At 67.4% G+C, this 26450-nt stretch carries 18 protein-coding genes; 2 read left to right on the top strand and 16 right to left on the bottom strand.

Annotated elements, in window-relative coordinates:
- Nucleotides 1-6 precede the first annotated feature (6 nt).
- From ACFYYB_RS30380 to ACFYYB_RS30435, 12 genes are all read right to left on the bottom strand, one after another.
- Complete coding sequence (locus tag ACFYYB_RS30380; protein ID WP_389439454.1) at nucleotides 7-1026, bottom strand: tyrosine-type recombinase/integrase; 1020 nt, start codon at nucleotides 1024-1026, stop codon at nucleotides 7-9.
- A gap of 129 nt (nucleotides 1027-1155) precedes the next feature.
- The gene (locus ACFYYB_RS30385) at nucleotides 1156-1551 is read right to left on the bottom strand and encodes a helix-turn-helix domain-containing protein (RefSeq protein ID WP_389439182.1); all 396 of its coding nucleotides are present in this window, start codon (nucleotides 1549-1551) and stop codon (nucleotides 1156-1158) included.
- A gap of 138 nt (nucleotides 1552-1689) precedes the next feature.
- Nucleotides 1690-2346 (bottom strand): hypothetical protein, encoded by a 657-nt coding sequence (locus ACFYYB_RS30390; RefSeq protein WP_389439184.1) that lies wholly within the window; start codon nucleotides 2344-2346, stop codon nucleotides 1690-1692.
- A gap of 1407 nt (nucleotides 2347-3753) precedes the next feature.
- Complete coding sequence (locus ACFYYB_RS30395; protein WP_389439186.1) at nucleotides 3754-4848, bottom strand: ComEC/Rec2 family competence protein; 1095 nt, start codon at nucleotides 4846-4848, stop codon at nucleotides 3754-3756.
- Nucleotides 4845-5516: a response regulator gene (locus tag ACFYYB_RS30400; protein ID WP_389439188.1), complete on the bottom strand. Its 672-nt coding sequence runs from the start codon at nucleotides 5514-5516 to the stop codon at nucleotides 4845-4847. Before ACFYYB_RS30400 ends, ACFYYB_RS30395 begins: the two co-directional genes overlap by 4 nt.
- Nucleotides 5517-5557: 41 nt before the next feature.
- Nucleotides 5558-7765 carry an ATP-binding protein gene (locus ACFYYB_RS30405; protein ID WP_389439190.1) on the bottom strand — a complete coding sequence of 736 codons (2208 nt, stop codon included), beginning with the start codon at nucleotides 7763-7765 and terminating at the stop codon, nucleotides 5558-5560.
- Nucleotides 7766-8303: 538 nt separating this feature from the next.
- Nucleotides 8304-12842, bottom strand: a complete 4539-nt coding sequence (locus ACFYYB_RS30410; protein WP_389439192.1) for an AAA family ATPase — start codon at nucleotides 12840-12842, stop codon at nucleotides 8304-8306.
- Nucleotides 12839-13492, bottom strand: a complete 654-nt coding sequence (locus ACFYYB_RS30415) for a hypothetical protein (protein WP_389439194.1) — start codon at nucleotides 13490-13492, stop codon at nucleotides 12839-12841. The genes ACFYYB_RS30410 and ACFYYB_RS30415 overlap by 4 nt, the downstream gene beginning before the upstream one ends.
- A gap of 991 nt (nucleotides 13493-14483) precedes the next feature.
- Nucleotides 14484-14912 (bottom strand): hypothetical protein, encoded by a 429-nt coding sequence (locus ACFYYB_RS30420; protein WP_389439196.1) that lies wholly within the window; start codon nucleotides 14910-14912, stop codon nucleotides 14484-14486.
- Between the two features lie 31 nt (nucleotides 14913-14943).
- On the bottom strand, nucleotides 14944-15291 hold the full coding sequence (locus ACFYYB_RS30425; RefSeq protein WP_389439198.1) for a hypothetical protein: 348 nt from the start codon (nucleotides 15289-15291) through the stop codon (nucleotides 14944-14946).
- A 1371-nt stretch (nucleotides 15292-16662) separates the two neighbouring features.
- Nucleotides 16663-17997, bottom strand: a complete 1335-nt coding sequence (locus ACFYYB_RS30430) for a class I SAM-dependent RNA methyltransferase (RefSeq protein WP_389439200.1) — start codon at nucleotides 17995-17997, stop codon at nucleotides 16663-16665.
- Nucleotides 17998-18125: 128 nt separating this feature from the next.
- On the bottom strand, nucleotides 18126-20189 hold the full coding sequence (locus ACFYYB_RS30435) for an APC family permease (protein ID WP_389439202.1): 2064 nt from the start codon (nucleotides 20187-20189) through the stop codon (nucleotides 18126-18128).
- Between the two features lie 252 nt (nucleotides 20190-20441).
- Between ACFYYB_RS30435 and ACFYYB_RS30440 the strand changes: the two genes are divergently transcribed.
- Nucleotides 20442-21110 (top strand): potassium channel family protein, encoded by a 669-nt coding sequence (locus ACFYYB_RS30440; RefSeq protein ID WP_389439204.1) that lies wholly within the window; start codon nucleotides 20442-20444, stop codon nucleotides 21108-21110.
- Nucleotides 21107-21769 (top strand): TrkA family potassium uptake protein, encoded by a 663-nt coding sequence (locus ACFYYB_RS30445; RefSeq protein ID WP_214953432.1) that lies wholly within the window; start codon nucleotides 21107-21109, stop codon nucleotides 21767-21769. The genes ACFYYB_RS30440 and ACFYYB_RS30445 overlap by 4 nt, the downstream gene beginning before the upstream one ends.
- 96 nt (nucleotides 21770-21865) lie before the next feature.
- On the opposite strand, the gene ACFYYB_RS30450 is transcribed toward ACFYYB_RS30445, so the two are convergent.
- The 4 genes from ACFYYB_RS30450 to ACFYYB_RS30465 are packed head-to-tail and all read right to left on the bottom strand — an operon-like array spanning nucleotide 21866 to nucleotide 26432.
- Nucleotides 21866-22627, bottom strand: coding sequence for a DUF3159 domain-containing protein (locus ACFYYB_RS30450; RefSeq protein WP_389439207.1), 762 nt, complete (start codon nucleotides 22625-22627; stop codon nucleotides 21866-21868).
- A 2-nt stretch (nucleotides 22628-22629) separates the two neighbouring features.
- Entirely contained in the window at nucleotides 22630-23058 is a 429-nt protein-coding gene (locus ACFYYB_RS30455; protein ID WP_112451269.1) for an OB-fold nucleic acid binding domain-containing protein, read from the bottom strand.
- A gap of 24 nt (nucleotides 23059-23082) precedes the next feature.
- A complete protein-coding gene (locus ACFYYB_RS30460; RefSeq protein WP_250742929.1) occupies nucleotides 23083-23769 on the bottom strand; it encodes a response regulator in 687 nt (228 codons plus the stop codon).
- Nucleotides 23766-26432: an ATP-binding protein gene (locus tag ACFYYB_RS30465; protein ID WP_389439210.1), complete on the bottom strand. Its 2667-nt coding sequence runs from the start codon at nucleotides 26430-26432 to the stop codon at nucleotides 23766-23768. Before ACFYYB_RS30465 ends, ACFYYB_RS30460 begins: the two co-directional genes overlap by 4 nt.
- Nucleotides 26433-26450: the final 18 nt, after the last annotated feature.

Below are 26450 nucleotides of genomic sequence, written 5' to 3' on the forward strand. Positions count from 1 at the left end.
ATGCGTCTATCCGGCGACAGTCAGCGGCGCCTCCAGCCGCTCCCAGGCCCCGAGGACTGCCTTGTGCGCGTCCGGCTGCAGGTGCGCGTAGCGCTGGGTGGTCTGGAAGCTCTCGTGGCCGAGGAGGTGCTGAACTTCGTAGAGCGAGACTCCCTTCTGGACGAGCCACGAGGCGCAGGTGTGGCGCATGGAGTGCGGTGGAAAGTGTGGGACGGGTAGCTGCTCGCCATCGGTGTCGAAGTGGTGGGCTCTGCCGATGGCGGGCCACCAGGTCTGGCGACGCCAGTTGCCGTCATCGAGGCGACGGCCCGTTCGTCCCTTGGTGATGGTGGTGAAAACCAGCGCATCGCGTTCCAGAGGATGGATGTGCCGCTCGAGAGCCTCCAAAGCATGCGCCGGAAGCGGGACCTCCCGACGGCTCTTCGAGCTCTTGGGATATTCCTTGATCCCACTCTTCGTGTTGACCTCCACCACGAAGAGACGTCCGCGGCGGCGGTCGATGCGGTGGCTATGCAGTCCGGAGAGCTCACCCCAGCGCAACCCTGTGTAGAAGCCGAGCAGGCACATGGTCTGCCATGGAACGGGTAGCTCATCCAGGACGCTCTGCGCTTGATCCAGGGTGAACCATTCGGGCGGCTTGACCGCGATGACGGGGAGGTCGATGCGACGGCACGGACTCACGGCGATCACATCGTCGTCCACAGCAGCGCGCATGATGGACGACATCAGGTTGTACGCGCGCTTTATAGCGGAGGCGCCCGCACCCTTCTCCACCAGCGCGCGAATCCAGCTCTGTGTGTCCATACGGGTGATGGCTCGCATCTCCCACGCTCCCCAGTGTGGTAGCACGTGGTTCTTGATGCTGGAGGCATCACCGCGCAGGGTATGAGGTTCTACGATCCTGGCGTTCCACCAGCGGTCGTGCCAGTCACTGAAGGAGATCTCACCCGCTCTCGGGTCGCGCTGTGACCCACGGGCGAACTGGGTCTCCAGCTCGGCGCCCCACGCGCGTGCCTGTGTTTTCAGTGGGAACGTCTCGCTGAACCGGTCACCCGCCCGGTTACGTACGGTGGCCTGCCAATTGCCGGTCTTCAGCTTACGCAGGTACAGCTTTACTCCTCGGTGTGGCCAATTGAAAAGGGCATCGGCATGTGATCAGCGGCGAGCCGCAGCGGGAACGATCGCCCTGCTCCTGATGAACTCGTCGAGTCCTGAGGCAGGGACGCGTACCCGGGAGCGCCCTGGGCCGGTTCGAAGGTCAACGATGGGCAGGTAGCCGGCGGCAATGAAGCGGTAGACCGTACGACGGTCGACATCGAGCAAGGCAGCAACGGCAGGGATGGACAGCAATCTCGCGGGCAAAGCGAGCTCCTTGGAATCGGAAGGTGCGCATTCCGCACACTTGGGGGCCTGCAGCTCGGCGTCGTCCCGCTGCCTGCCAGAGAGGGCGCTGTGTCGGCCAGGACCACGGACCTGGTCGCCCCCGCCCGGAACCTCCAGCAGGGGTTGAGCCTCTCCCCGGCCCTGTTCAGCGAGCGGACGGAAGCGCACGGGACCAGGAGAGATGCTCCGGGCGTAAGCGCCTTAGCGCATCGGCGGCACGTTCCACCAGCAGGAAGCTGTCGGCGGAGACTCAAGCACGGCGCAGGTGCTCAACAGTCGACGCGTCGCCATGGGCGGATGCCCTGGTCAATCGAGCGCGAAGGCCGCTTCGAGGCGGTCCCAGGGAACCTCGCCAGTGCACTGGAAACAGAACGGATATCTCAAATAGAGAGAGCACACACTGACACCGGCGCGCTCAGCAATCTCCACTACTTCAATAAGGGATATGCTCCCGCTACCCAGCCAGCCGACGATGCAGGAATCCCGCAGCACAGAGATGTTCACACCAGCCGCAAAGTCGGCCCCGTCCACGTCTCGCGCAGCTTCGCAAGCTTGCTTCCAAGCCCGGCGGTACATCGCTCCAGACAGCGGGCGCCCGCCTTCACACACGATCAAGGCATCGTCAGGCCCGAGCCCTCGCTCGGCGAACTGCCGCCTCAGCATCCCCAACAGCTGGGAACACACCGGCACGAGCCGCCGCTTACCCATGCCACCTTTCTTCCGGTCCGCAGATTCACCGCTACTGGCATTGACGATGAGCACACCGGACCCATCACCAAACACCTTCACATCTCGGACGCGCAGGCCAAGCGCTTCCGCGGGCCGCAGCGCAGCGAAGGCGATAACAGAGAAGAAGAGACGCAGAGTGCTCCCGTTCCTCTGTCGCCGACCAACCCATTCGAGAAGGTTGCCACGCTGCCGACCCGACAACTGGAGCTGTTCGTCAAATTTAATACTGGACATACAGCGAGTACCCCTTGCGTCATTTATCCGCCACCTGAAGGCGACCAGGAAGATCCCCTAGGGGTTAAAGGTTGGCATGCTCTCACAGAGCGAATCCACTCGATCGATGACTGGACTTGTCTGCGGTCAGCGAACCAAAAAAAATACCCGCCCCTCGGGCAACCCGGCCACTAACAATGATCCGGAGGATCCCGGAATTCGGAAATCTCGGATGTTGTGATAGAAGCGGCGAGCGCTCTACTGGCTGGGATCTGCGGAGTCTTACGCATGTGCCGGTCAGGGAAATTCCCAGGAGTCGAGCGGACGCGCGAAGTACTTACGGAAGGATTGGCCAAGGCCAGCGGCGATGTTGCTGCGCCGGCTTCGCGGGCGTGTCGATAGCCAGGTCCGACAGGGGCGCCATGTGGGGCGGTCCCGTGAGCCTGGGAGCCCTTGAGACGTCCTCACGAAGGGTGGAGTCGCCGACGAAGCGCGGTCCGCTGCGACCAAACGAGCAGGGGGCAACAGTCGACGTAGGCCTGATGGAGGATCAGCCCGCGTGCGACAGGGCCGCCTGGCCAGTTCATCACCGCGGAGGAGTGCACGCGACCACCGTGGGCGTCACTCATGGCGCAAGCGGTGACAAGCTATGGAGCAGGTGCCTTCTAAGCACCTACTCCATCCTGTCCAACGCTATTTCCACACGTTGGACAACACCCGTTCGAAAAGCGTTCAGGCACCGTGGCGCTAACCACCGCCAACTACCGCCCCACCTTCCACCACTGCGGCAGCAGCGGTTCTCGCTACGGCAATCAAAGCGCCGGACCGGGCAAGGGAGCTGCGAGATCAGTCGCCACCACGGAACAGTGGGGATGGCGCCGGCAGGTTCGAACAACTCGCCGAACCGCGGAAGCGCCACCCGCTGGCTGCCCTCCTCGCCAGCGTCGACCGTCCACTCCCCCGGCTCCACCCCAGCGTGGAGGGACACCATCGGCGCCCCAGTGGATCGGCAGTATCACACCGTGCGGCTTGGATCCTTGCAGGTCAAGGTAGGATGGTGTCCCGCGGAGTGCCGTAGCTGATCTTGGCTGGGAAGTGCGCCTTCGCTGTGCCCCGCGTGCATCGGCTGTGGGTAAATGCTCCTTGAAACGGCTCCCCCATCATGTCCCGCATCTCAACATGGACATGCCCACCGAGCAGCCCGGGACCGCGATCAGTAGCACGATCGAGCAATCACGAACGAAGAGAACTCGGACTTAACGACCACTCAGTGGCCGTAGGCCGTGCTCGCCGTCCTCGAGCAGGGCGAGGAACTGGCGGGATGCGGATGGCAGCGACTCAGAGCCGCCCACTCGGGTGCGGTTGGACTCCGCTCTGGTACACCATGACGGTCTGGGCCGAGATATAGCTAACTTCGTCCATCTGCTGTCATCTGACGCTGTTGCCACTCGAAGGGTTCAGCATCGGCGACGCCCCGGCGCGGCACAACGGCAACGTTCCTGTCCCCGTCCCTGACACCAATGCGAGCACGAAATCGCCATGCCGAGACAGCGGTGGCGCATACTCGAAGCCGTTCTCGGTGCGGGTGATCACGATGCTACCCGCGCAGCATCGACTCGCGGAGCGGCCACGGGCCATGGCCTGGGAGAGATGCCCCTCGGGTGGCGGCGGAGAGCCTGTCTCGTGACAGTGGGCCGACAGCTGCGTACAGGCGATGTGTGCGTCGGGTGCCGCCGCCCGTACTCCTTCGATGATTTCAGGTCGCGGATTGGCCGTTCGGCCGCTCGTCCCCATCGAGAAGATCACCACGCGCGGGTCAACCGCGGACGTGAGCGAGCGGGCGAACTCCACCGGATTCATAGCCCCGGGCAGGCCGCCATGATGCGGGAAGACGAGAACATTCGCGCAGAGTTGCTGACTCCGGCGATCCAAGATGTCCTGTAAGCCGATGCCGTCGATGTCGCTGGCAAGGAGCACGGCCGCAGCGCCGTCGAGATGGATCCGGATGACGGCGGACATGGTGTTGCTCGTCACCGTGCCGAACCGGGCATCGCGCGTGCGCGGACCCGAGAGCGCCATCAGCGACCGAGGATGACACACTTCGAGCTCCGCCCGACCCACCCGGATGGGCAGGCCCGTATCCGTGTAGACCGGCAGGATGCCCGTGATGCGCTTGTCGTCTGCCACGAGCTGCAGGGTTTCCTGCAGGTGCCGCCACGCCCGCGTGTCCTTGGACGCGTCAGCGTTGACCCGGACGCGCCCGAGCGACCACTGCGGGTCCAGGAGGAGCCTGTTCATTCCCGCGATGTGATCGTTGTCGACGTGCGAGACGATGACTTCCTCAAGATCCGTGCAGCCTAGTCGTTCGAGTTCGGCGTGTGTGGTGTCGTCCGCAGCGTCGATAACCGCGCACCGTTTCCCGTCTCGTACGATGGCGGAGTTGCCATGCCCTACGTCCAGGATCGTGACCGCGAGATCGCCCTCGGGAGATGCGCTCTGACGGGGGAGAAATGGAACGGTCACAGGGTACGGACTTCCTCGGACAGTTGAGGGGCCAGGGAGATGTGTGCGAAGCAGAGGTCCTCAGCCCGAGGGGCGTAGCAGTTGACCTCGGCCCGCAACCAGGTGCCTGGCTGCAGGGCATCGGCCGGGATCCCGGTGTCCTCCTCGAAGCGCAGGAGTGGCAGGTGCGCTGCCTGCATCAGGCTCCAGCCGCTGACCAGCACCTCGGCATACGGCGTTTCGCCTGCCGGGTACACGGCGAGGACCTCGACCGGGGTGCGGAACCGGCTCCGCTCTCGTGACCACTTGCCGGCCGCCTCTTCCAAGGCGTATCGGACGGCGTCGAGGACTTCTTCTTCGTCGGCCTGTTTGGGAACGACTGCGGGGATGTCGGCCCGCCAACGGTGGATCGAGGATGCTTCATGGGTACCTACGTGCGAACTCATGACGATGGCCGGGAGCTTGTGAGGGCGGCTGTTGGCCCGGGCGGCGAGCTCCGCTCCTGTGAACGCGACCGGCCAGCTGTTGCTCAGCTGGTGGTCGCAGACGAGTACGTCTAGAGGGGGGAGCGTCGACAGATACTCCTCCGCCGTGGCGCGGGACAGGGGCCGGGGCATGATCAGAGCCTGCATGTCGAAGTCTTCGAAGAGCCGCCCAAGGGCTTCCGCGTCGGCCTGCACATCGTCCACGATGCCGACCCTGTGCACACCCTCAAGGTGCAGAGCCATCGTCACTCCTCCCGGTCTTCGTTCGCGCTCCCGGCGGCGGGGGCTGACGTAGAGGCAGGGAACTCGACCAGGAGACGAGCTCCTCCCAAAGGACCATTTTTAAAAGCCTTCTGACGTCCCAGCATGTCGCCGACCGTGTCACGGACGATGGTCAGGCCCAAGCCTGTCCCGCCGTCTCGCGTCGTGAATCCGGGAACCCAGATCTCTTCGGTCGAGGCATCCTGGATCCCTGGACCCGAGTCATCCACGATGAGGCGAATCCACGGAGTGTCCTTGTCGACGAAGGAGCACGTCGCGAGATGGATCCTGCGCTCGGAACCACCGTGCGTACGCGTCAGCGCGTGGATGGAGTTGACGAGCAGATTGGAGACGATGGATTCGACCGCAGCCTCATAGGTTCGTACACGAAGGTTCTGACAGTCGAGGTCCTGGGTGACGTGAATGCCGCGGTCGCTTAGGAAGTTATGGAACAGCCGCAATGTGGCCAGACACACTTCGTCGATGTCCACGAATGCCAGATCCCGCTTCTTGCGGACGAGGAGTTCCAGGGGGAGCTTCGCAAAGATCTGCAAGGTGCGAGCCCCGTCCGCGATAGCGCTCAGAGACGGTTTGTAGCGGTCGTCGACGGTTGCCGGATCGAGGTCCCGACGCACCCTCCGGTCGACCGTGCGCACCTCCTGAAGGATGCGATCAGCGGGCTGCTGCGCCTCGTGGGCGAACACCGCGGTACTGGTTCCCACGGTGGCGAGGGCCCGGTAGAGGAGCAGCTCGGAGTGGAGATCCTTGATTTCTCGCAGACGCTGGTCCGCGAGGAGCTGCGAGGTGGCCAGGATGCGCTGAACCGACGCGCGGTCGAAGTTGCCGTCCAGACGGCCCTGGTTGTCAGCGAGTTGCTCCTCAAGAGCCTTCTTGGCCTCAGTGAATTCGGCCTCGGCGTCGGCCGTTTGCGCCTTCGCGCGCTTGCGTTGTTCCTGCCGTTCGGCCTCGCGAATCTGGCGACGGCGCTGTGATGCCCACTCGATCGCGGACCGGGCGAACTCACGCAGCTCACCGAAGGCCGCGTTCTGGACGAAACCGCTACGGTCTGTCTTCGGCTGGAGGCGATTCTCTGGGTCGTTGACGACCAGAGCCCCTACGGAGTTGTTCGTGTAGGGCCGGAACTCGGAGAGCACAGCACGGCGGACGTTGATGCTCAGCCAGTCGTCGTCAGGGTCGCCGTAGGGCTGGACGCGCAGCCCGTGGTGATACAGGTGCACACCGCCGACGTCTGCGAGCCAGCTCTTGATCTCCGATGTCGGCTGAATCGAGTCACGCAGGGCGACCGAATGTCTCGGGTTGAGGTTGAACATCCACAGGTCGAACTTGGCCGCAGGGGAACTGGTGAAAAGACGCTGGACATCGTCGGTCGTGGTTCGGCGTCGTCCTCCAGCGGCCGCGGACCGAAGGTCGCCCGCCGTTGCGGTGCCGATCAGATGCCCTTGGTGGTCTCTGAGTTCCGCCGACTGGCTGCCACCTGCACCGAGCCGCCCCGACAAGTGGAACTCGGCCCATTGCAGATGTTCATCCGTCACGGCCGAGGTCAGGTCCTCGTATCCGAACGCCGTTTGGTTCCAGAGGATCTTGAAGGTCGACTCTGTCTGAAACGGGCCCGTGAGCAGCGTGAGCGAGCGCGTCAGCCGCTCGACATCGGCGACACTCAGCCCCTGCCGGAGATCATGTATCTCGATACGAGTTCCCACGCGGGCGTGAGGCGGGACGTCGCGCAGTTCGAGCGATACGTCCTCCACCGCGTGAGCGGAGTCGAGTTCGTCCCAGTCGATCGCCAGGGTGTACTGCACCCCGGGGGTCGTCTTGGATCGTGTCGTGACCTTCACACGCCGGCCCAGGCGCAGCGCTGCAAGCCGCCCGAGCCCCTTCTCACCAACTCGCCTTCGACCACTCCTGGTGAACGGCGACGACGGTTTCCTGGAACTGCCGATCAGCAGGAAGTCGGAAGTGAGCTCGGCATCGGTCATACCGTGACCGTCGTCCGAAACAATAATCGAGCCGCCAGGGCGCGCAGAGTCGACCAACTCGATGCTGCACTCGGTAGCGTCGGCGTCGTACGCGTTGCGCACCAACTCCATGATCCCCATGTCCGGATGCGGAACAAGCTCTTCTCCGAGACGCGTGAGGATCTTAGGCGCGAAGCGCAGATGATGCCTGGCCAAGCGGCGCCACCTCTCGTCAGCAGTGGGATTTAAGCATGCTAGCTGTACAACGACCCTGCAAGTGCAGCTTTCTGACGCTCCGCCATAGCGCGGCCACTCAGGCCCGCTGAACTCATGCGTGATCGGGTGACGGCGCGGTTATGCGGCAGGGGCTGGGGCTGGGGCTGGGGCTGGGGCTGTCAATCGCGACCCCCTCATCGCTCCGCAGCATCCTTCGCCGACACCCGCTGCCCCGTCGACTTCGGCCCCGGCATATTTCAACCGTTACACGCATCGCAGTGGTACTGGGTGGTATCACGGTTCAGGACGGATGCTGTCGTCACCGCCACGGACGAGTCGTTGACAGTGCTGTGACACGCGCATAGGCCTTCGAGTCAACACTTGACGCGTTGGACGGCCTCCGCGCCCTTGACGTGCTCTTCTTCACCCGGCACAGCCGAATGCCAATCGTCATGCATCTACTCCACTACCGTAAGTGAAATTTCCGTCGTGACAGCACCTTGTCTCGGCCTTGCCTGACTCATCCAGCGGCCGTGTTCTACAGCCGGACCGAGACCGCGCTGACGCCCGCCGTTCCGCCGAAGACGAGCACAGGGTCCACGAGCTGTGGGTCGACTCCTGCCGGCGGCGCGCAGAGCGACGTCAGAGCAGCGCCAGTAACGATGCGTGTCAACTCCTCACCTGTACGGGGCTCCCACACCCGAACGGTGGTGTCCTGTTGCCCCACCGTGGCAAGGAGGACGGGCGAGGTGGGCGAGGCCCGGAAGCTTGTGATGGCAGTGACCGGGCCCTGATGGCCGTGCAATGCGGGGAGCACCTCCTGTTTCGGCGCATCTGGAGACCAGAATCGAACGCTGCCGTCGGAACCGCCGGTAGCGAGGAGCACGGTGCCGTCTTCCGCCGTCCAGGTGGACAGGCAGCCTACTGCGCCGATGCGGGCGGGAAGACGCCGTTCCAGTGGCTGCCCAGGACGGCAGAACCGTACGGCTGTAGCGGCTGAGTAAGCCACGATCGTGCCTTCTGTGCTTGGCAGGGCCGCAAGGGCGCGGATGGCACCTGATGCGCGGACGACGACGGGCCACGGCTCCCCGGTGGCCAGATCGTGGAAAGCCACAGTGCCTGAACTGGTACCGCTGACGAGGAGCACCTGGTCCATGTCATCGGCCCGGAAAGTAATCAGCGCACGAATCCGTGTCAGATCATGCACTGGCATATTCAAGAACTTTCGGGTCGCCTCAGACATCTGAGACCATCCGCTCTCCTGGTCCCAGCGGACGATGCCGCCACCGAACGTACCCCCGATCACGGATACCGATCCATCGGGCCACAGGTGGCTGGTGACAGCGGTCAGCCCTTGGAAAGCCACCTCTTCGGGCAGGTGGATCTGCTGCCGCACTTCCCCAGTGGCTGCTGAGACGACGTTCAGGGAGCGCAGGGACTTCGATTTCATGAGGAAGGCCGCACCTCCCGGCACCGGGAGCGGTGCCATGATCGACCCGTCCCACGGCGATTCCCGAAGATTGCTTCCAGGGTCGGAAGGGTCCCAAACCCGGACGGCGTGATCGTCGGACCCAGACACGAGTATCGGTGCTTGCCTTCCTGTGTCAATGGCGGTTAGGCCCTTGACCCTCTTGTCGTGCTTGGCTGCGAAGTCGCGCACTGCCAATCCGGTTTCCGGTTCCCAGAGGCGTACGTGCCCGCCCCGGCTGGGTCCCAGAGCGAGCAGCGTTCCCATGCGTGGATCGCGTCCTGCGGGGTACAGGCAGATGCTCACGGCGGACTCTCGAATGACAGCTGCAACGTTCTCCTCGCCTGTCCACGCGTCGTAGTTGCGCACGCACCCCGTGGATCGCGAGGCCGCAGCCAGCCGCGGTCGGCCATCAGTATCGAGGTACAGAGCAAGTGCCGAAACTCCTCTGCCCTGGCCGCCGAGTTCACTGACCAGCGTGAGCGATTCGGCATCGAGGACTTCGACCGTGCTGCCTTCTCCACCGGCGGCGAGCAGAGTCTGACCGGTGGGGAGCCGCAGCGCCGCCAGGGCCTTGATGGAGCTGCCCCACATGGTTGCGCGAGGAGTTCTGGAGAGCACCTGGCGGGCAACGGGGTCGCAGATCACCAGGCCCTCCGTGGTGCCCAGCGCTATCCGGGTGCGCCCCGCCGTGGCGAAGACGGACAGGGCGTGGACGGGGGATGAGACAGGAAGATCGTCGATCCGGCCGCTCTGTGGATCGTAGATCCACGCACCATTTGCGCAGCCGACCGCGAGCAATGGCTCTCCCTGGTGGCCGGCCAGCACGGCCAGAGCGCGTGCGTAGGGACCGCGTCGTACCGGTAGCCCGAAATCGGTGCCGGTGAGCGGGTCCCACAGGCGGACCTCGCCGTCGCTGTCCCCTGCCGCCACGAGGGTTGTGCCATCGGGCAGGGCGAAGGACACGAGTGAGGAGACCTCTGCCTGGGTACGCCCAAGCAGGTTTCCGGGCACCCGTAGCTCGTTCCACCGCGGGGTGAGACGGGGCTGTGTGGGTGCTGCGTCGTGCTCGCCGCGGGAGGTCGGCCCGGCGTCGCCCTCCGTCGCATGCTGCGTGCTCAGTGCGGCGCCGTCGTAGTCGCGCGCCATGCCGAGGGCAGCCATAGCCAGGCTGTCGACGCGTGCCGAGTGCGGGGCATCGACGAGGAAGGGCTCGATGCGTGCCCAGGAGGCCAGGTGCAGAGTTCGGGACGTGGGGGTTGCCGGCAGCCCGAGAGCGCCTCGTACAGCGCCGCTGGTCTCCCATGGGAGGAAGTGCGGTGGAACGTGGCTGCTGTCGAGGGCCTCGGCAGCTGCGGCATGGGCCATCAGGTGGCGCCGGAGATAGGGGTGAGGCGCACGGTGGTGACCGGCACGGGGGATCAGCCGCTCGAACGCCGAGACCAGTGTCTGGTGGGTATCCGAGATCTCTTCGTCCGAGAGGCTTCTGTGTCCGTCGGCTTCTGGGTCGCCGAGCAGCGTGTGCGGTGCGTTCCGGAGCGTCTCGCTGATCCGCTCGTGCACCGGCCGATATACGGTCCGGCCGTCCTCGACCGCGGTGGTGAGGTAGCCAGCGAGGCGGCTGTCCCAGATTCTCCGGATGACGTCATCCGGGTCGGTGACGAGGGACGGTGACAGGCACTCGACGGCGGCTGGCCAGATATCGGCCCATGGCAGACCGGCCCCGAAGGCGAACGCCGTGGCACGCAGGGCGGACATGAGTTGCTCGGCGGCGGAGCGCGTGGCGGAGACCTCGCGGAGGTCTTCCCGTAGGAGGGCCACTGTGCCCTGACGCAGGGTCTGAAGCCACTCAGGGTCCTCCGGATCCGGCAAGACGCATCGTGCGCGCAGCCGCTCGGCGGCGATGCGGGCGTCCAGGAAGGAAGGAGTCACCTCCCGGGCCACCGCCTCAGCCAATTCCGCGTAGCGGCCGAGCGGAACCGCCGCCTGCCCCTCCCCCGCCTCCTGATCCCCGTATGGTGCGTCCAGCAGCGCGTAGACGTACGCGGCAATGTCTGGTTCGGCATCGGAACCGTCCGTACGGACGGGGGGACTGGCGGCGGTGGCCCGGACCAGCAGGTCAAGGAGGTCCGGGGTCTGGGTGCGCGTGGCGGGAGCTTCCACGGCGGCCACGGTATCGGGGCGGGTGCTGCGGATGCCGAGCAGCAGCCGGACGGCAGGGCGTTCGTCCGGCATCCGAAGATCTGCCAGGGGACGTAGCAGGTCGGTGATGGTGCGTATCGGGTTCTTGGCTTCGTCTATGCCGTCGACCACGAGAGTGAGCGGCTCGCCCCTCTGCCGGGCTGCTCTCTGCACCAGATTCCGCAGCCGGGCGAGGTGTCCGCTCTCGTGGCTGCTGGCCCGGCCCGGGGCATCGCCGAGGGCGTCGCAGAGCACCCGAGCGAGCTCGTCCGGGTCGGTGTTGCGAGCGAAGACGGCAGCGTCCACGGAAGCTTCCGGGACCTGAAGTTCCTCCGGGATCGCGGCGACCAGCGCGCGGTACGTCTCGTCGGCGCGGAAGCAGGTATCACTCAGGGTCACGGTGCGGGCGAGGAGCGCAGACTTCCCGGAGCCGGCCACGCCGGTGACAATCAGTACGCCCTCGGTGCCGGTCAAGAAGGCAAGGATGCGCCCGACGAGATCGGTGCGGCCGGTGAAGTACCAGCCCGGACTGTCCGGTTCGGAGGTACCACTGGCACGCGAGATCCAGAACCTGTCGAGCTGGGCCCTCGTCCACCCAACCTGGTGAGAGGAAGCCTTCAGCACCGGTTCGCCCCCTGTGTGGCCGGGGTTGGGGAGGCAGGGGCTCAGCTGTTCCTGCGCCTTCTCTATGCTGGCCGAGAGCGTGGGCCAGGCATACATGGGGTCGGCCATTGTGCTCTGGTCGAACACCTCGCTGACAATGCTCCTCCAGTCCTGCCAGCTGAGGTGCGGCTCGGCGAAGCCTTTGCTCTTGTCCTCGCAGTGTGCCCGCACGGCTCGCAGGACGTTGGCGAAGGCGTTCGGGCTGGGCGTGCTCTGGTCGTCGCCGGCGACGAGGACGACCAGCGAGGCGAGGGCGCGGCGCTCCTGCCGCAGGCCTTTCAGCTTGGTCTTGAGCTCGGTCTCGAGTAGTCCCGAGAAGCAGGAGTCCACCATCACCAGGACGTGCGTGGCGTGGGAGTCCAGCACAGTGGTGATGATCTCGGCGGTCGGGAACGCGGTGGCGTACGGCCTGTCCACGTACGTGTCCCGCAGTTGTAGGAAGTGCTGGGGGGAGTTCGTCGGGGCCAGGCCGTGCCCGGTGATGTAGACGACGAGGGCTTCGTCGTCGTCCACGTTCCCGAGGTCCTCCTCCAGGAGGAAGGCGCGCAGATCGCGCAGTTCGTGGAGCTGCTTGGCTTCGGAGGGCTCGAAGCGGCGCTTGTCGTCGAGAGAGGGGTGTGCCCACCAATCCTTCACCGCCGTCACCTGCGCGGTGATCGCCTTGCCGAACGCCTCCTGCTCGGCGGCAGATCCGTCGTCGTACTCCGAGACCGCAATGACGACGAGTCGGCGGGCGAAGGTATCCGGGGCCGGCGCGCGCGTCACGGTCGGCCGCCCGCCACGGCGCGGGCCACGGGCACGCTGCGGAGATAGCGCAGTGCGCTATGGGGATCGCCGATCCCATTGTTCACCGGGGCTTCGGTGAGCCCCCGCGCGACGGTGGACAGGCTTACACCCCCGGTGATCAAGTCGCCGGGGTCGAAGACGTTGACCCACCTGATGTGCGACTCGAGCTGGAGAGGCATACCGTCGGTGACTCCCATGAGCCTCCGCACGGCGGGGATGCCCAGCGGCGAGCCACAGGTTACCAGCGTGTGGAGGCCAGATCCGGGTGTCCCCGCGGCACCAACCTCCTTGTGGCGGAGCAGATCGTAGGCGATAACACTGCCGAGCGAATGGCCGATGATCACGGCGGCATCCAGCGGGAACTCGTCCCGAAGGAACGCTCGAACCTCAGCAGCCAGGGCTGGCTTCGTGAGGTAGTAGCGCACCTCCCGCAGGCGCCGGACGACGAACTGCACTCCACCGCCCGGGAAACGGTGGTCGTAGGCCATGACCAACTGGGTCAGGCGTGGTGACCACAGTTTGGGCAGTCCCAGCGTGGCCAGGGGCTGGTTCTCGGCAAAAGCCACGTCTTCGGGCCGTACCAGGTCGGCAAAAGCCTCTGCGACGAAGTCCTCTTCCGATGGCTCCATCGGCACGGACTCGCCGAAGAGGTCGTCCTCGGGGCCAAGGCGGTCCCTTCGCCTCGCCAAGAGTGCAGTCCAGTGCGGTACTGCGAGGGACACTGCACAGGCTGCTGCGCCAGGCAGTGAGTCGATGCCTCGCTCGAGTGCTCGGCCCCAGTCGGCGGTCAGCCGATGCCCGGAAGTCTGCGACTGCCCGATTCCGTGTACGCCGACGATCTGTACCGTTTGCACGCCTGACCCCGCCCCGCTCCACGTGTGCCTGCATTCAAGCCGCGGATGTGGTGTTGCCTCCTCCCGGCTGAAGACCATTGTCGTGCATGTGCTGCAAGCAAGAGGCAATGGCCGGCAGCTCCGCGAACCCACCGTCGAACGTCAGAGTCACCTCCCAGGATCTCGTTCCCCTGATGCGGGGAGTGGGTCAGCCCCTTGGTCTGTAGGTTCGAGAGAAGAGCGCCCAGGTGCGGCTTCCCCCAAGGCGGCCGTGATCAGTGAACGGACGCTTCGCCCGGCTCGGGGCGATCACCTGGTGTCGCGCCACTTGAAAGGTGCACGGTCTGTGTGCGCACGACTACACAGGCCGATCCGTTTGAGGACGGTCCCGGCGTGAAGCCCACGGGCCGCTTCTGCCGCTCCGCGCGAGCCGGCCCATCGATGTCCCGGACGACCCACTCGCGCTCCTCGGGGAACCGCCGAGATCGCAGCTTCAACCCGATGTCCAATGGTTGGCATGGCTGGAGGCCACAGTCGGCTTCTGGTCACCGAATCGGGACTCGAACGCCGCCGTCAGTAGAGGAGGCGGTAGCGCACGATCCGCGAGGCTGCGACTTCGCAGGACATCAGCCGCAACGAGGTCACCCAGCACCTCGTACGACCGCAGGGGCCTCCAAGCCCGGAAAGAGCGCTATCGGCTCCTGAAGGCGTGCTCGACCTCACGCCCATGGGACGGGCTCGGTCTCACCAACCCACCTGTTGGTCCTAGAGAGGTCCTGGTAGGAGCCTAGGTAGCCCATCGAACGGAGCACCAGCAGCGCGAGGTAGTGGCGGTCAGGAGCCCGGTGTCGGTGACCAGTCCTTGGACGCCGTAGACGGGCTCTTGCGTCTCCTTGGGATGCACAAGACGGTTACGGACTCGGGTGACGACGTCGGCGCCGTCCGCCGGCCGAGCGCCGCCTACCTGCTGTCTGGTCGCATAGGCAGCGGCTGCCGGCAGACGGTCTGCACACACCCTCAGATCGACCCCGGACTCCGTCAGGAGCGTGCGCAGCTTGTCATGAGCCGGCCGTGCACGGGATGCGTACTCGGCTTCCGTGAGCCGGCCGCTGAGCACGAGTTCCTGCCACATCACATGCTCCAGTCCGGCAGCTCCGCTCATGATCCGCTGTTCGACAAATCCCCGATCGGTGATGGCAGTAATCGCGTACTGCATCTGCAGGCGCAGCGCCTGCCCCTTGTCGGGATCACGGAAGGCGGGCAGGAGGCAGACCTGCCAAGGACTCCTGGTCTTCGGGATGCCACCAGCCGGAGCTGATGCGGCGTGCCGGGTCGCAGAGCATTGGACCCCACTGGCCCCACACCGCATGCTCCTGGTCGTTCAGGCCGACGGGCAGGGCGGGGGCAACCCAACGGCCGAGCGCGAAGGACAGCCCGACGTGCAGCGCACTGAGAACCGGGGAGACCTCGGCGGCCGTGAACGTGGTTCCGTCCAGCCGACGGATCTCCATCACATGGGTCATGACGTAGACGTCAGCCTGGCGAACACCAGAGAAGACGGCCTCATGGTCGGGGCGGACATCGAGCGTGATCATCCATCCGCCCGCTACGTACACGCTGCGCCCGGCCGACACTCGTCGCGGCGTTCCATCAGCAGCATGAGCCTCAAGGTGGGCTGATCCACGCCATCGCGGGAGGTTGAACCAGTGGGCAACAAGACGGTCGAGCGGGGCGGTGGGGTCTCCGTAGGAAGTGCCGTTGGACCAGCCGCTCACAGCGCCTCTGGCAGACACCGGCAGTTCGATGCCGAGGTCGAGCAGACTCAGCTCAGTCCTGTCCATAGAGCTGGGGTCATAGTCCTCGGTACGCAACTGCCAAGAGATCCCGGGCTTCGGGGAGCACTCATAGTGGACAACCCCGGGCACCTCAGCCCCGGTCGGTCCAATGGGTCCGTCATAGAGAGTGATCGGCTCCCCTGGCACATTGAAGGGGTACATCGGCGCCAGGGGCTCCTCAGTCTTGAGGTCAGTCGATGTAGCAGACATGTGCCGCACCCTAAACGTCGCCACCGACATTGGCCGCGCAGTGCCGCCGGGCACTGCGCGGCTCCCCCCTGCAAGCTCAGCTCTCCACAACGCGTGCTCGGACAACAACCCGCGCCGCGAACAGCCCTGTTGTCATCGGGCAGACCACCGGACTGTTCGGCTTCTTGCGAGAGATCGCCCAAAGCAACCACCAGCGTCTACGGGACGACCGGCTTTCGCGGGAGCGTTTGTGGCTCGCCAGTCTGCCGGCCTCCGCACAACGCCCCATCGACCGGCCCGACGGCATCCTGCTCACCCTCGACCACGTGCCCCAGGCCGCCCCGCCACCGCTGCCGGAAGTGCTGGACGGGTGGGAATCCCCTGAACTGTGCCGGGACGCGGACGGATCCGCCGCTCGCGAGCGAGGACCGAGGAAGGAGTTGGTGCGGGCCCACCACCCTTCCGATTTTTCGGCCTCGAAGGAGCCCGCGAGCCACTGGCCCATGCGGCCGCGATCCGGTGTAAGCGCCCGGGCAGCCAACCGCTTGCCCCGCCCAATCCCGATCGCACCCAGTCCTTGCCACAACAGCACAACTACGGGCCAGGCAGGCACCAGTCAGACCAAGATCCGGACCAGCCCCCGACAGAGAGTCTCATCTCCTACCGCTTCCCCTGGTCAGCATGGGTGCAGCTGCTCTACCACCAGGAGACGAAGAACCTGATGGGCGCCCTGCCGGTGCAGCTGAGCATGACTGCCTGACACCAGAGATCTCCGGCATCCCCGCCTCGCGGACTTCCCATCCGGCCAGCCGACCAGCGACGCAACGGATCTGATACTCCATCAGGACGAGCGTCAAATGAGCGTCACGAGCGTCGTTTCGGCGTCAAGATATCGCCCGTAACGCCCACACCGCACATAATCCGCACGGGCAAAACCACAGGTCAGGCGTCCTTCGCCACCCGCTCCAGGATCGCCACGCACTCCACGTGGTGGGTCATCGGGAAGAGGTCGAAGGCGCGCAGGGTGCGGACCTTGTAGCCCGCCTCCTGGAAGTAGCCCAGGTCTCGGGCGAGGGCCGCCGGGTCGCAGGCCACGTAGGCGATGCGGCGCGGGGTGAGGCCGGCCACCTGGCGGACCGTCTGCTTGCCCGCGCCCGCGCGGGGCGGGTCCAGGACGACCAGGTCGCACTCGGTGATGCCGGTCTTCGGGAGGATCTGCTCGACCTTGCCCTGCTCGATGCGGACGCGGGGGAAGTCCGTGAGGTTGTGGCGGGCGTCCTCCACCGCGCGCTTCGTGGACTCGATGCCGAGGACGGCGCCGGTCTCGCCGAGGCGCTCCGCGAGGGCGCCCGCGAAGATGCCGACGCCGCAGTAGAGGTCGAGGGCCATCTCCCCCTTGCGCGGCATCAGGCCCTGCATGACGGCCTTGATCAGGGTGTCCGCGGCCTGCGGGTGGACCTGCCAGAAGCCGCCCATGCCGACGCGGTACGTACGGCCGTCCGCGCGCTCGCGCACGAAGGGGCGGCCGTGGACGCGGTGGACCCCGCCGTCCTTCTCCTCGACGCGCAGGACCGAAACCGGCTTGTCGAGCTCGACCAGGGGCAGGCGGCCGCCCGGGCGGGGGGTCAGGACGACCTGGCGGTCACCGGAGCCCGTGGCGGCGATGGCCTCGACGGTGGCCATCTGCGGCCAGTCCTGCTGCTCGATGCCGAGCTCGCTGACGCCGGGCGCCGCGATCATGCAGTGCTCGATCGGCTCGATGTCGTGCGAGCGGTGCTTGCGCAGGCCGACGACGCCGTCCTCGTCGATGGCGTACTGCACGCGGGTGCGCCACTGCGGGACCTGGCCCGCGGGCACCTTGTCGCCCTCGGCCGGCATGACCGTACCGTCCCAGCCGGCCTGCTCCGGGGTGAGCCCGGCGAGCCGCAGCAGCTGCTCGGCGATGACCTCGCCCTTGAGCCGGCGCTGGGCGCCCGGCTTGGCGTGCTGCCAGTCGCAGCCGCCGCACTTGCCGGGTCCGGCGTACGGACAGGGGGCCGGGGTGCGGTCCTTGGAGGGGTCGAGGACGGTGATGGCGTCGGCGCGCAGGAAGCGGGACTCGACGTCGCCCTCGGTGACCTTGGCAATGATCTTCTCGCCGGGCAGCGTGTGCCGGACGAACAGCACGCGGCCCTCGGCGGTCCGGGCGATGCAGTGCCCGCCGTGCGCGACGGGGCCGACCTCGACCTCGTACTCCTCCCCGACCAGTGACTGCTTCTCGTTCTGCTCGCTCGTCATGGTGGGGAGACTCCAAGGAGATGTGGATCAGAAGATCGGATCGGATCAAAAGGAACGGCCGGACGACCGACCCACCAGTTTACGTGGATCTCGTCCGGCCGTTCACCACGCCGAAACGCCGGGAGGGGCTACTTCCCCGCCGGACCCGCCGGGTCCTTCGGACGCGTACGCGGGGTGTCGACCGGCCCGCGGCGCACCGCGCCCGGGGCGTTCCACTCCGCGCGCTTCTTCGCCCTCTTCTTCGCCAGCTCCGAGGACTCCAGCTGGTAGGGCACCGAGGTGACCATCACGCCGGGGGTGAAGAGCAGCCGGCCCTTGAGGCGCAGCGCGCTCTGGTTGTGCAGCAGGTGCTCGTACCAGCGTCCGACCACGTACTCGGGGATGTACACGCTGACGGCGTCGCGCGGGTTCTCGCTGCGCAGGCCCTTCACGTACTCGACGACCGGGCGGGTGATCTCGCGGTACGGGGAGTCGAGGATCTTGAGCGGGACGTTGATGCCGCGCCGCTCCCACTCCTCGCGCAGGGCCTTGGTCTCGACCGGGTCGACGCTGATGCTGAGCGCCTCCAGCCGGTCCGAGCGGGTCAGCTTGGCGAAGGCCAGGGCCCGCAGGGTGGGCTTGTGGACCTTGGAGACCAGGACGATGGAGTGGACCCGCGAGGGGCGCACGCTGTCGTCGCTCGGGCCCTCGGCGGCGGCGATCTCATCGGAGACCCGGTCGTAGTGCTTGCGGATCGCGGACATCGTTCCGTAGAAGATGACCATGCCGAGCAGGGCGACCCAGGCGCCGTGGGTGAACTTGGTGGCCAGGACGACCACCAGCACCATGCCGGTGAAGAAGGCGCCGAAGGTGTTGATCGCCCGGGACCGGTGCATCCGGCGGCGCGCGGCCGGGTCGCGCTCGGCGCGCAGGTGGCGGTTCCAGTGCCGGACCATGCCGATCTGGCTCAGCGTGAAGGAGACGAAGACGCCGACGATGTAGAGCTGGATCAGCTTCGTCGAGTCCGCGTCGTAGATCCACACCAGCAGCATCGCGGCGCCCGCGAGGAGCACGATGCCGTTGGAGAAGGCGAGGCGGTCGCCGCGGGTGTGCAGCTGGCGCGGCAGGTAGCGGTCCTGGGCGAGGATCGAGCCGAGCAGCGGGAAGCCGTTGTACGCGGTGTTCGCGGCGAGGAACAGGACCAGCGCGGTGGCCGCGGCGAGCACGATGAAGAGGAAGCTGCCGTTGCCGAAGACGGCCTCGGCGACCTGGGAGATGACCGGGTGCTGGACGAAGCCTGCGCCGACCGGGGTGCCGTTCTCGAGCAGGTCGACGGCCGGGTTCTCCGCCATCTTGACGTCGGTCGCCATGGCCAGTCCGATGATCCCGCAGAACATGGTGACGGCCAGCAGGCCCATGAGGGCGAGGGTGGTGGCCGCGTTCTTGCTCTTGGGCTTGCGGAAGGCGGGTACGCCGTTGCTGATGGCCTCGACGCCGGTGAGGGCGGCGCAGCCGGAGGAGAAGGCCCGCAGCAGCAGGAAGACCAGGGCGAATCCGGCCAGTCCCTGGTGTTCGGGTTTGATCTCCAGGGCGGCCGTGGGGGCCTCCATGGTGTCGCCCATGACGATGCCGCGCCAGGCACCCCACCCGATCATGACGAAAACGGCGCCCACGAAAACATAGGTCGGGATGGCGAAGAGCTTCCCGGATTCCTTCATGCCGCGCAGATTCATCAGCGTGAGCAGAAGGATCATGATCATCGCGGAGAGCACTTTGTGCTCGATGACGAAATCGACGGCGGAGCCGAGATTCTCGACCCCCGAGGAGATCGACACGGCGACCGTGAGGACGTAGTCGACGAGCAGGGCGCTCGCGACGGTGAGACCGGCCTTGGGCCCGAGGTTGGTGTTGGCGACCTCGTAGTCACCGCCGCCGCTGGGGTAGGCGTGGACGTTCTGCCGGTAGGAGGCGACCACGGTGAACATCAGCACGACGACCGCGACCGCGATCCATGGGCTGAAGTGGTACGCCGACACGCCTGCGATCGACAGGACCAGCAGAACCTCGCCGGGGGCATATGCCACCGAGGAGAGCGGGTCGGACGCGAACACGGGGAGGGCGATCCGCTTGGGAAGGAGGGTTTCCCCGAGGCGGTCGCTGCGTAGCGCCCGGCCGATCAGGATCCGTTTGGGCACGTCGGTCAGTTTGGACACGCAGAGGATCGTAAGCGTTCGAAATCAGCCTGACGAACCCCCCACCCCCATGGGGCGGGAAGTCCCACCTCATCCAGGGCAAACGAGCCCCGCATCCAGGGCAAAGACGGGCCGCCGACCGCACGCCGACCGTACAAAGGGGCACACTGGTGACCGCCCGTGTGTAGCTTGGGCCATGGTCTGAGACCCTGTTAAGCCAGAGCAGCAATGAGGCTGGAATCCAGCGAGCCGCTGACAGCCGGAAGGACGGCCGTGCACATCGTCATTATGGGCTGCGGAAGAGTGGGCTCCGCCCTCGCGCAGACCCTGGAACAGCAGGGGCATACGGTCGCGGTCATCGACCAGGACCCCACCGCATTCCGCCGGCTGGGAGCCGGATTCGGCGGCCGTCGCGTCACCGGGGTCGGCTTCGACCAGGACACGCTGCGCGAGGCCGGCATCGAGGACGCGGGCGCCTTCGCGGCGGTCAGCAGTGGTGACAATTCCAACATCATCGCCGCCCGGGTGGCCCGTGAGATGTTCGGCGTCGAGAACGTCGCCGCCCGCATCTACGACCCCAAGCGCGCCGAGGTCTACCAGCGTCTGGGCATCCCCACCGTCGCCACCGTCCGCTGGACGGCCGACCAGATGCTCCGCCGGCTGCTGCCGTCGGGCGCCGAGCCGCTGTGGCGCGACCCGAGCGGCGGTGTCCAGCTCGCGGAGGTGCACACCTCCACCGCCTGGATCGGCCAGAAGGTCAGCCGGCTGCAGGAGGAGACCGGCGTCCGCGTCGCCTTCCTCACCCGGCTGGGCGAGGCCATGCTGCCGACATCGGCGACCGTCCTCCAGGAGGGCGACCTCGTCCACGTGATGATGCGGACGGACGAGATCGAAAAGGTGGAGGCAGCCTTCGCCGAGGGTCCTGAGGAGGCACACGCATGAGGGTCGCGATCGCCGGAGCCGGCGCGGTGGGCCGTTCCATCGCGGGCGAGCTCCTGGAGAACGGCCACGAGGTGCTCCTCGTGGACAAGGCCCCGACCGCCATCTCCGTGGAGCGGGTGCCGCAGGCCGAGTGGCTGCTGGCCGACGCCTGCGAGATCACCTCGCTCGACGAGGCGGCGCTCCAGCGCTGCAACGTGGTCATCGCCGCGACCGGCGACGACAAGGTCAACCTGGTCGTCTCCCTCCTCGCCAAGACCGAGTACGGGGTGCCCCGGGTCGTGGCGCGGGTGAACAACCCGAAGAACGAGTGGCTCTTCAACGAGTCCTGGGGCGTCGACGTCGCCGTCTCCACGCCGCGCCTGATGTCGGCGCTGGTCGAGGAAGCCGTCAGCGTCGGCGACCTGGTCCGGCTGCTGCGCTTCAGCCACGGCGACGCCAACCTCGTCGAGCTGACCCTGCCCGCCGACTCCCAGGTCGCGGGCAAGCAGATCAGCGAGATCACCTGGCCCGAGGACACCTCGCTGGTCACGATCATCCGCGGCAACCGGGTGCTCACGCCGCACGGCGAGGAGACCCTGGAGCCGGGCGACGAGCTCCTCTTCGTGGCCGCCCAGGCCCGCGAGGAGCAGCTGGAGGACCTCCTCCAGGCCGCGGACTGACCTGCGCTCCCGCCGAACGCCCGAAGGGGGCGGCCGACCATCGCGGTCGGCCGCCCCCTTCGCACTTCGCGGCTACGGAGCTGCGCGGCGTACGGCTCAGGCTCCCGGGCCCCCCGCGGCCTTCGCGGCCTTGGCTGCGGCCTTGGCGGCCTTCTCCGCCTCCTCCTCCGCCTCCCACTCCGCGATCACGTTGATCGGCGGCGGCGCCTGCGCCAGGAAGAGCCAGGTGAAGTACACCGCGAGGACCATCGGCGGCAGCTTCAGCGCGATCAGCACCCAGCCGAGCTGCGTCGCGTCGCCCCACCAGTACAGCGGGAAGAGGATCGCGTACTTCGCGAGGAAGATCAGGCCCCAGGCCAGGCTGGCCTTGACGTACGCCTTCTTGCGCCCGGGGTTGCGCGTGCGCCAGGACAGGTTCTCCTTGAAGACCGGCCCCAGGATCACGCCGAGCAGCGGGAAGCCCACCAGCGCGGAGAGCGTGAAGGCCACGCCCAGGCCGGCGCCGTAGATCATGCCGGGCAGGTAGAAGCCCTTCGCGCTGCCCGTGAACAGGGCGAAGGCCACGCCCACGCCCACGCCGAAGACCCCGCTGAAGGCGTGCTTGACGGTGTCCTTGCGCAGCAGTCGCACGATCACGAGCAGGACCGCGACCGCGCCCGCCGCGATGGCGGACAGCTTCACGTCCTTGTTGATCGTGTAGATCATCACGAAGAGCAGACCGGGGAGCATCGTCTCCACGGTGCCCCGGATGCCGCCGAAGGCGTCGAAGAGGGCGGCCTGCGTGACGGCCTTCTGGTCCGCGGTCGGTTCCGCGGCGGGATCCGTCCCGGGCGTGGTCGGTTTGTCGAGTGACGTCACCGTCAGTGCTCCTGTCCGAGCGGTCGGAGTTCGTACTTCGGGTTGAAGAGCACCCGACGGCCGTGGCTCATCGAGATCCGCCCGGAGGCGATCATGCGACGGCCGGGTTCGATTCCCACGATCGAGCGACGTCCGAGCCAGACGACGTCCAGCGCGGCCGAGCCGTCGAACAGCTCGGCCTCCAGGGCGGGGACGCCCGCGCGCGGCCGCAGGGTGACGGTCCGCAGGGTCCCGGTCACCTTCACTATCTGACGGTCGTGGCAGTCGCAGATCCGCGTGCACCCCGCGGCTTCTGCGTCCTCCTGCAGTTCAGCCGAATGCAGCTCCTCCTGCGAGGTGGACAGCCGCTCTATCATCCGGCGGAACCTGCCCGCAGGCCTGGCGGGCTTCGCCGGCTTCGCGGGCTTCTCGGGACGCGGTTCAGCACTCATACAGGAAGCGTACCGGCGCCCCCGCTACCTCTCGAAGCGGTATCCCATGCCCGGTTCGGTGATGAAGTGCCTCGGGTGCGAGGGGTCGGCCTCCAGCTTGCGCCGCAGCTGCGCCATGTAGACCCGCAGGTAGTTGGTCTCGGTCCCGTACGAGGGCCCCCAGACCTCCTGGAGGAGCTGCTTCTGGCTGACCAGTTTGCCGCCGTTGCGCACCAGCACCTCCAGCAGGTGCCACTCGGTGGGCGTGAGGCGTACGTCGCGTCCGGCGCGCACCGCCTTCTTCGCCGCGAGGTCCACCGTGAAGGTCTCGGTCTCGACGACCACCTCGTCCTCGCCGGCCCCGGCGCCCGGTTCGGCCCGCCGGACGGCGGCGCGCAGCCGGGCGAGCAGCTCGTCCATGCCGAAGGGTTTGGTGACGTAGTCGTCGGCGCCCGCGTCCAGGGCCTCGACCTTCTCGTCGGAGCTGTGCCGGGCGGAGAGCACCAGGATCGGGACCCGGGTCCAGCCGCGCAGCCCCTTGATCACCTCGACCCCGTCCATGTCGGGCAGGCCGAGGTCCAGGACGACCACGTCGGGGTGGCGGGCGGCCGCCAGTTCCAGGGCGCTCGCCCCGTCAGCGGCCGCGTCGACCTCGTACTTGCGTGCCTTCAGGTTGATCACGAGGGCCCGGACGATCTGGGGTTCGTCGTCCACCACGAGCACCCGGGTCATTGAGGTCCTGCCTTCTGTCGTGTCTGTCGTATCGAATCGAGATCGAGATCCGCCGGGAGTCCCCCGGCCCCGCCGGGCTCCGGTCCCCCGGTCCCGGCGGTCCCACCGGGCGCGCTGCGCCCCTCGCCGTCCACGCTCACCGTGACCGGCGGGCGCCCGCCGGTCGCCGCGCGCAGCGTCAGCACCATCGTGAGCCCGCCCCCGGGGGTGTCCTCGGCCTCCAGGGTGCCGTCCATGGCCTCGGCGAAGCCGCGCGCGACGGCCAGGCCGAGCCCGACCCCGGCGCCGCGGGGCGCGTCGCCGTGCCGCTGGAAGGGGGCGAAGATCCGGTCCTTGGCCTCGTCGGGCACGCCCGGCCCGCGGTCCACGACCCGTACCTCGACCCGGTCGCCGAGGAAGCTGGCCGCCACCAGCACCTGCTCCCCGGGCGGGCTGTACTTCACCGCGTTCTCCACCACGTTGGCCACGGTCCGCTCCAGCAGCCCGGGGTCCACGGCCACCATGGGCAGGGTTTCCGGGACGTCGAGCAGCACGCTGCCCTCGGGTACGCCGCCCAGCGCCATCGGGACCACCTCGTCGAGGTCGATCTCGCGGATCAGCGGGGTCACGGTGCCGGTCTGGAGCCGTGACATGTCCAGCAGGTTGCCCACGAGGTGGTCGAGCCGGTCGGCGCCGTCCTCGATGCCCTCCAGGAGCTCGGCGCGGTCCTCCTCGGACCATTCCACGTCGTCGGAGCGCAGGGAGCTGACGGAAGCCTTGATGGAGGCCAGGGGCGTACGGAGGTCATGGCTGACGGCGGCCAGCAGCGCGGTCCGGATCCGGTTGCCCTCGGCCATCCGGCGGGCCTCCTCCGCTTCCCCGACCAGCCGCTGCCGGTCGAGCACGACGGCGGCCTGGGCGGCGAAGGCGCCGAGCACGCGGCGGTCCTCGGCGGGCAGCACCCGCCCGGACAGGGCCAGCGCCATGTGGTCGCCGATCGGCATGTCCACATCCGCGTCCTCGGGGCGGGCGACCGGGTTGGGGCCGACGCTGCCGGCCGGCCGCCAGGGCTCGACGTCGCTCTCGCGCTCGAGCAGCGCCACCGACTCCATGGCGAAGGTCTCGCGGACCCGTTCCAGCAGCGCGTCCAGGGTGGTCTCGCCGCGCAGCACGCTGCCGGCGAGGAAGGAGAGGATCTCGGACTCGGCGCGCAGCCGGGCGGCCTGGTGGGTGCGGCGGGCGGCGGCGTCGACGACGGAGGCCACGGAGCCGGCGACGCCGAAGAAGACCACGATGGCCACGAAGTTCTTGGGGTCCGAGATGGTGAAGCGGTGGAGGGGCGGGGCGAAGTAGTAGTTCAGCAGCAGGGAGCCGACGGCGGCCGAGGCCAGCGCCGGCCAGAGCCCGCCGAGCAGGGCGGCGCCCACGGTCAGCGCCAGGAACAGCAGCATCTCGTTGGCGAGGCCGGGGTCGTTGTCGATGTGCGTCAGCAGGGTCGCGAGCGCCAGCGGCAGGGCCACCCCGACCACCCAGCCGGCCAGCAGCCGGGTCCGGCCGAGCCGGGCCGCCGAGCGGGCCACGGGCCGCAGGCCCCGGCCCTTGGCGACCTCCTCGTGCGTGACGATGTGCACGTCGAGGTCGGGTCCCGAGTCCCGGGCGACGGTGGCGCCGACCCCGGGGCCGAACACGTACCGCCAGGACCGGTGGCGGCTGGAGCCGAGCACGATCTGGGTGGCGTTGACCCCGCGGGCGAATTCGAGGAGCGCCTCGGGGACGTTGTCGCCGATGACGTGGTGAAACGTTCCGCCGAGGTCCTCGACCAGCGTCCGCTGGACCGCGAGCTCCTTGGGCGAGGCCGCGGTCAGCCCGTCGCTGCGGGCGATGTAGACGGCCAGGATCTCGCTGCCGGAGCCCTTGGCCGCCACCCTGGAGGCGCGCCGGATGAGGGTGCGCCCCTCGGGCCCCCCGGTGAGGCCCACGACGATCCGCTCGCGCGCCTGCCAGGTGGAGCGGATGTTGTGCTCGCCCCGGTACTGCTGGAGGTACTCGTCGGCCCGGTCCGCGACCCAGAGCAGCGCGAGCTCGCGCAGCGCGGTCAGGTTGCCGGGCCGGAAGTAGTTGGACAGGGCCGCGTCGACCTTGTCGGACTTGTAGATGTTGCCGTGCGCCATGCGGCGGCGCAGGGCCTGCGGGGACATGTCGACCAGCTCGATCTGGTCGGCCCGCCGGACCACCTCGTCGGGGACGGTCTCCCGCTGCCGGACGCCGGTGATCGACTCCACCACGTCGCCCAGGGACTCCAGGTGCTGGATGTTGACCGTGGAGATCACGTCGATCCCGGCCCGCAGCAGCTCCTCCACGTCCTGCCAGCGCTTGGCGTTGCGCGAGCCCGGCACGTTGGTGTGCGCGAGTTCGTCCACCAGGGCTATGGCGGGCTTGCGGGCCAGCAGGGAGTCCACGTCCATCTCGGTGAAGGCGGCGCCCCGGTACACGAGCTCCTTGCGCTCCACCTGCTCCAGGCCGTGCAGCATGACCTCGGTGCGCGGCCGCCCGTGGTGCTCGACGAAGCCCACGACGCAGTCGGTGCCGCGCTCCACCCGGCGGTGGCCCTCCGAGAGCATGGCGTACGTCTTGCCCACGCCGGGGGCCGAGCCGAGATAGATCCTGAGCTTGCCGCGTCCCATGCGGCCATTCTCCGGGAC

Source organism: Streptomyces sp. NPDC002886 (assembly GCF_042888445.1).
Taxonomy (GTDB): Bacteria; Actinomycetota; Actinomycetes; order Streptomycetales; family Streptomycetaceae; genus Streptomyces.

Coding starts and splice junctions, on each gene's coding strand:
- ACFYYB_RS30390 (WP_389439184.1), bottom strand. CDS start 2,346: ATGTCCAGTATTAAATTTGACGAACAGCTCCAGTTGTCGGGTCGGCAG.
- ACFYYB_RS30415 (WP_389439194.1), bottom strand. CDS start 13,492: ATGGAGCCATCGGAAGAGGACTTCGTCGCAGAGGCTTTTGCCGACCTG.
- ACFYYB_RS30420 (WP_389439196.1), bottom strand. CDS start 14,912: ATGCAGTACGCGATTACTGCCATCACCGATCGGGGATTTGTCGAACAG.
- ACFYYB_RS30425 (WP_389439198.1), bottom strand. CDS start 15,291: ATGATCACGCTCGATGTCCGCCCCGACCATGAGGCCGTCTTCTCTGGT.
- ACFYYB_RS30430 (WP_389439200.1), bottom strand. CDS start 17,997: ATGACGAGCGAGCAGAACGAGAAGCAGTCACTGGTCGGGGAGGAGTAC.
- ACFYYB_RS30445 (WP_214953432.1), top strand. CDS start 21,107: ATGAGGGTCGCGATCGCCGGAGCCGGCGCGGTGGGCCGTTCCATCGCG.
- ACFYYB_RS30455 (WP_112451269.1), bottom strand. CDS start 23,058: ATGAGTGCTGAACCGCGTCCCGAGAAGCCCGCGAAGCCGGCGAAGCCC.
- ACFYYB_RS30460 (WP_250742929.1), bottom strand. CDS start 23,769: ATGACCCGGGTGCTCGTGGTGGACGACGAACCCCAGATCGTCCGGGCC.
- ACFYYB_RS30465 (WP_389439210.1), bottom strand. CDS start 26,432: ATGGGACGCGGCAAGCTCAGGATCTATCTCGGCTCGGCCCCCGGCGTG.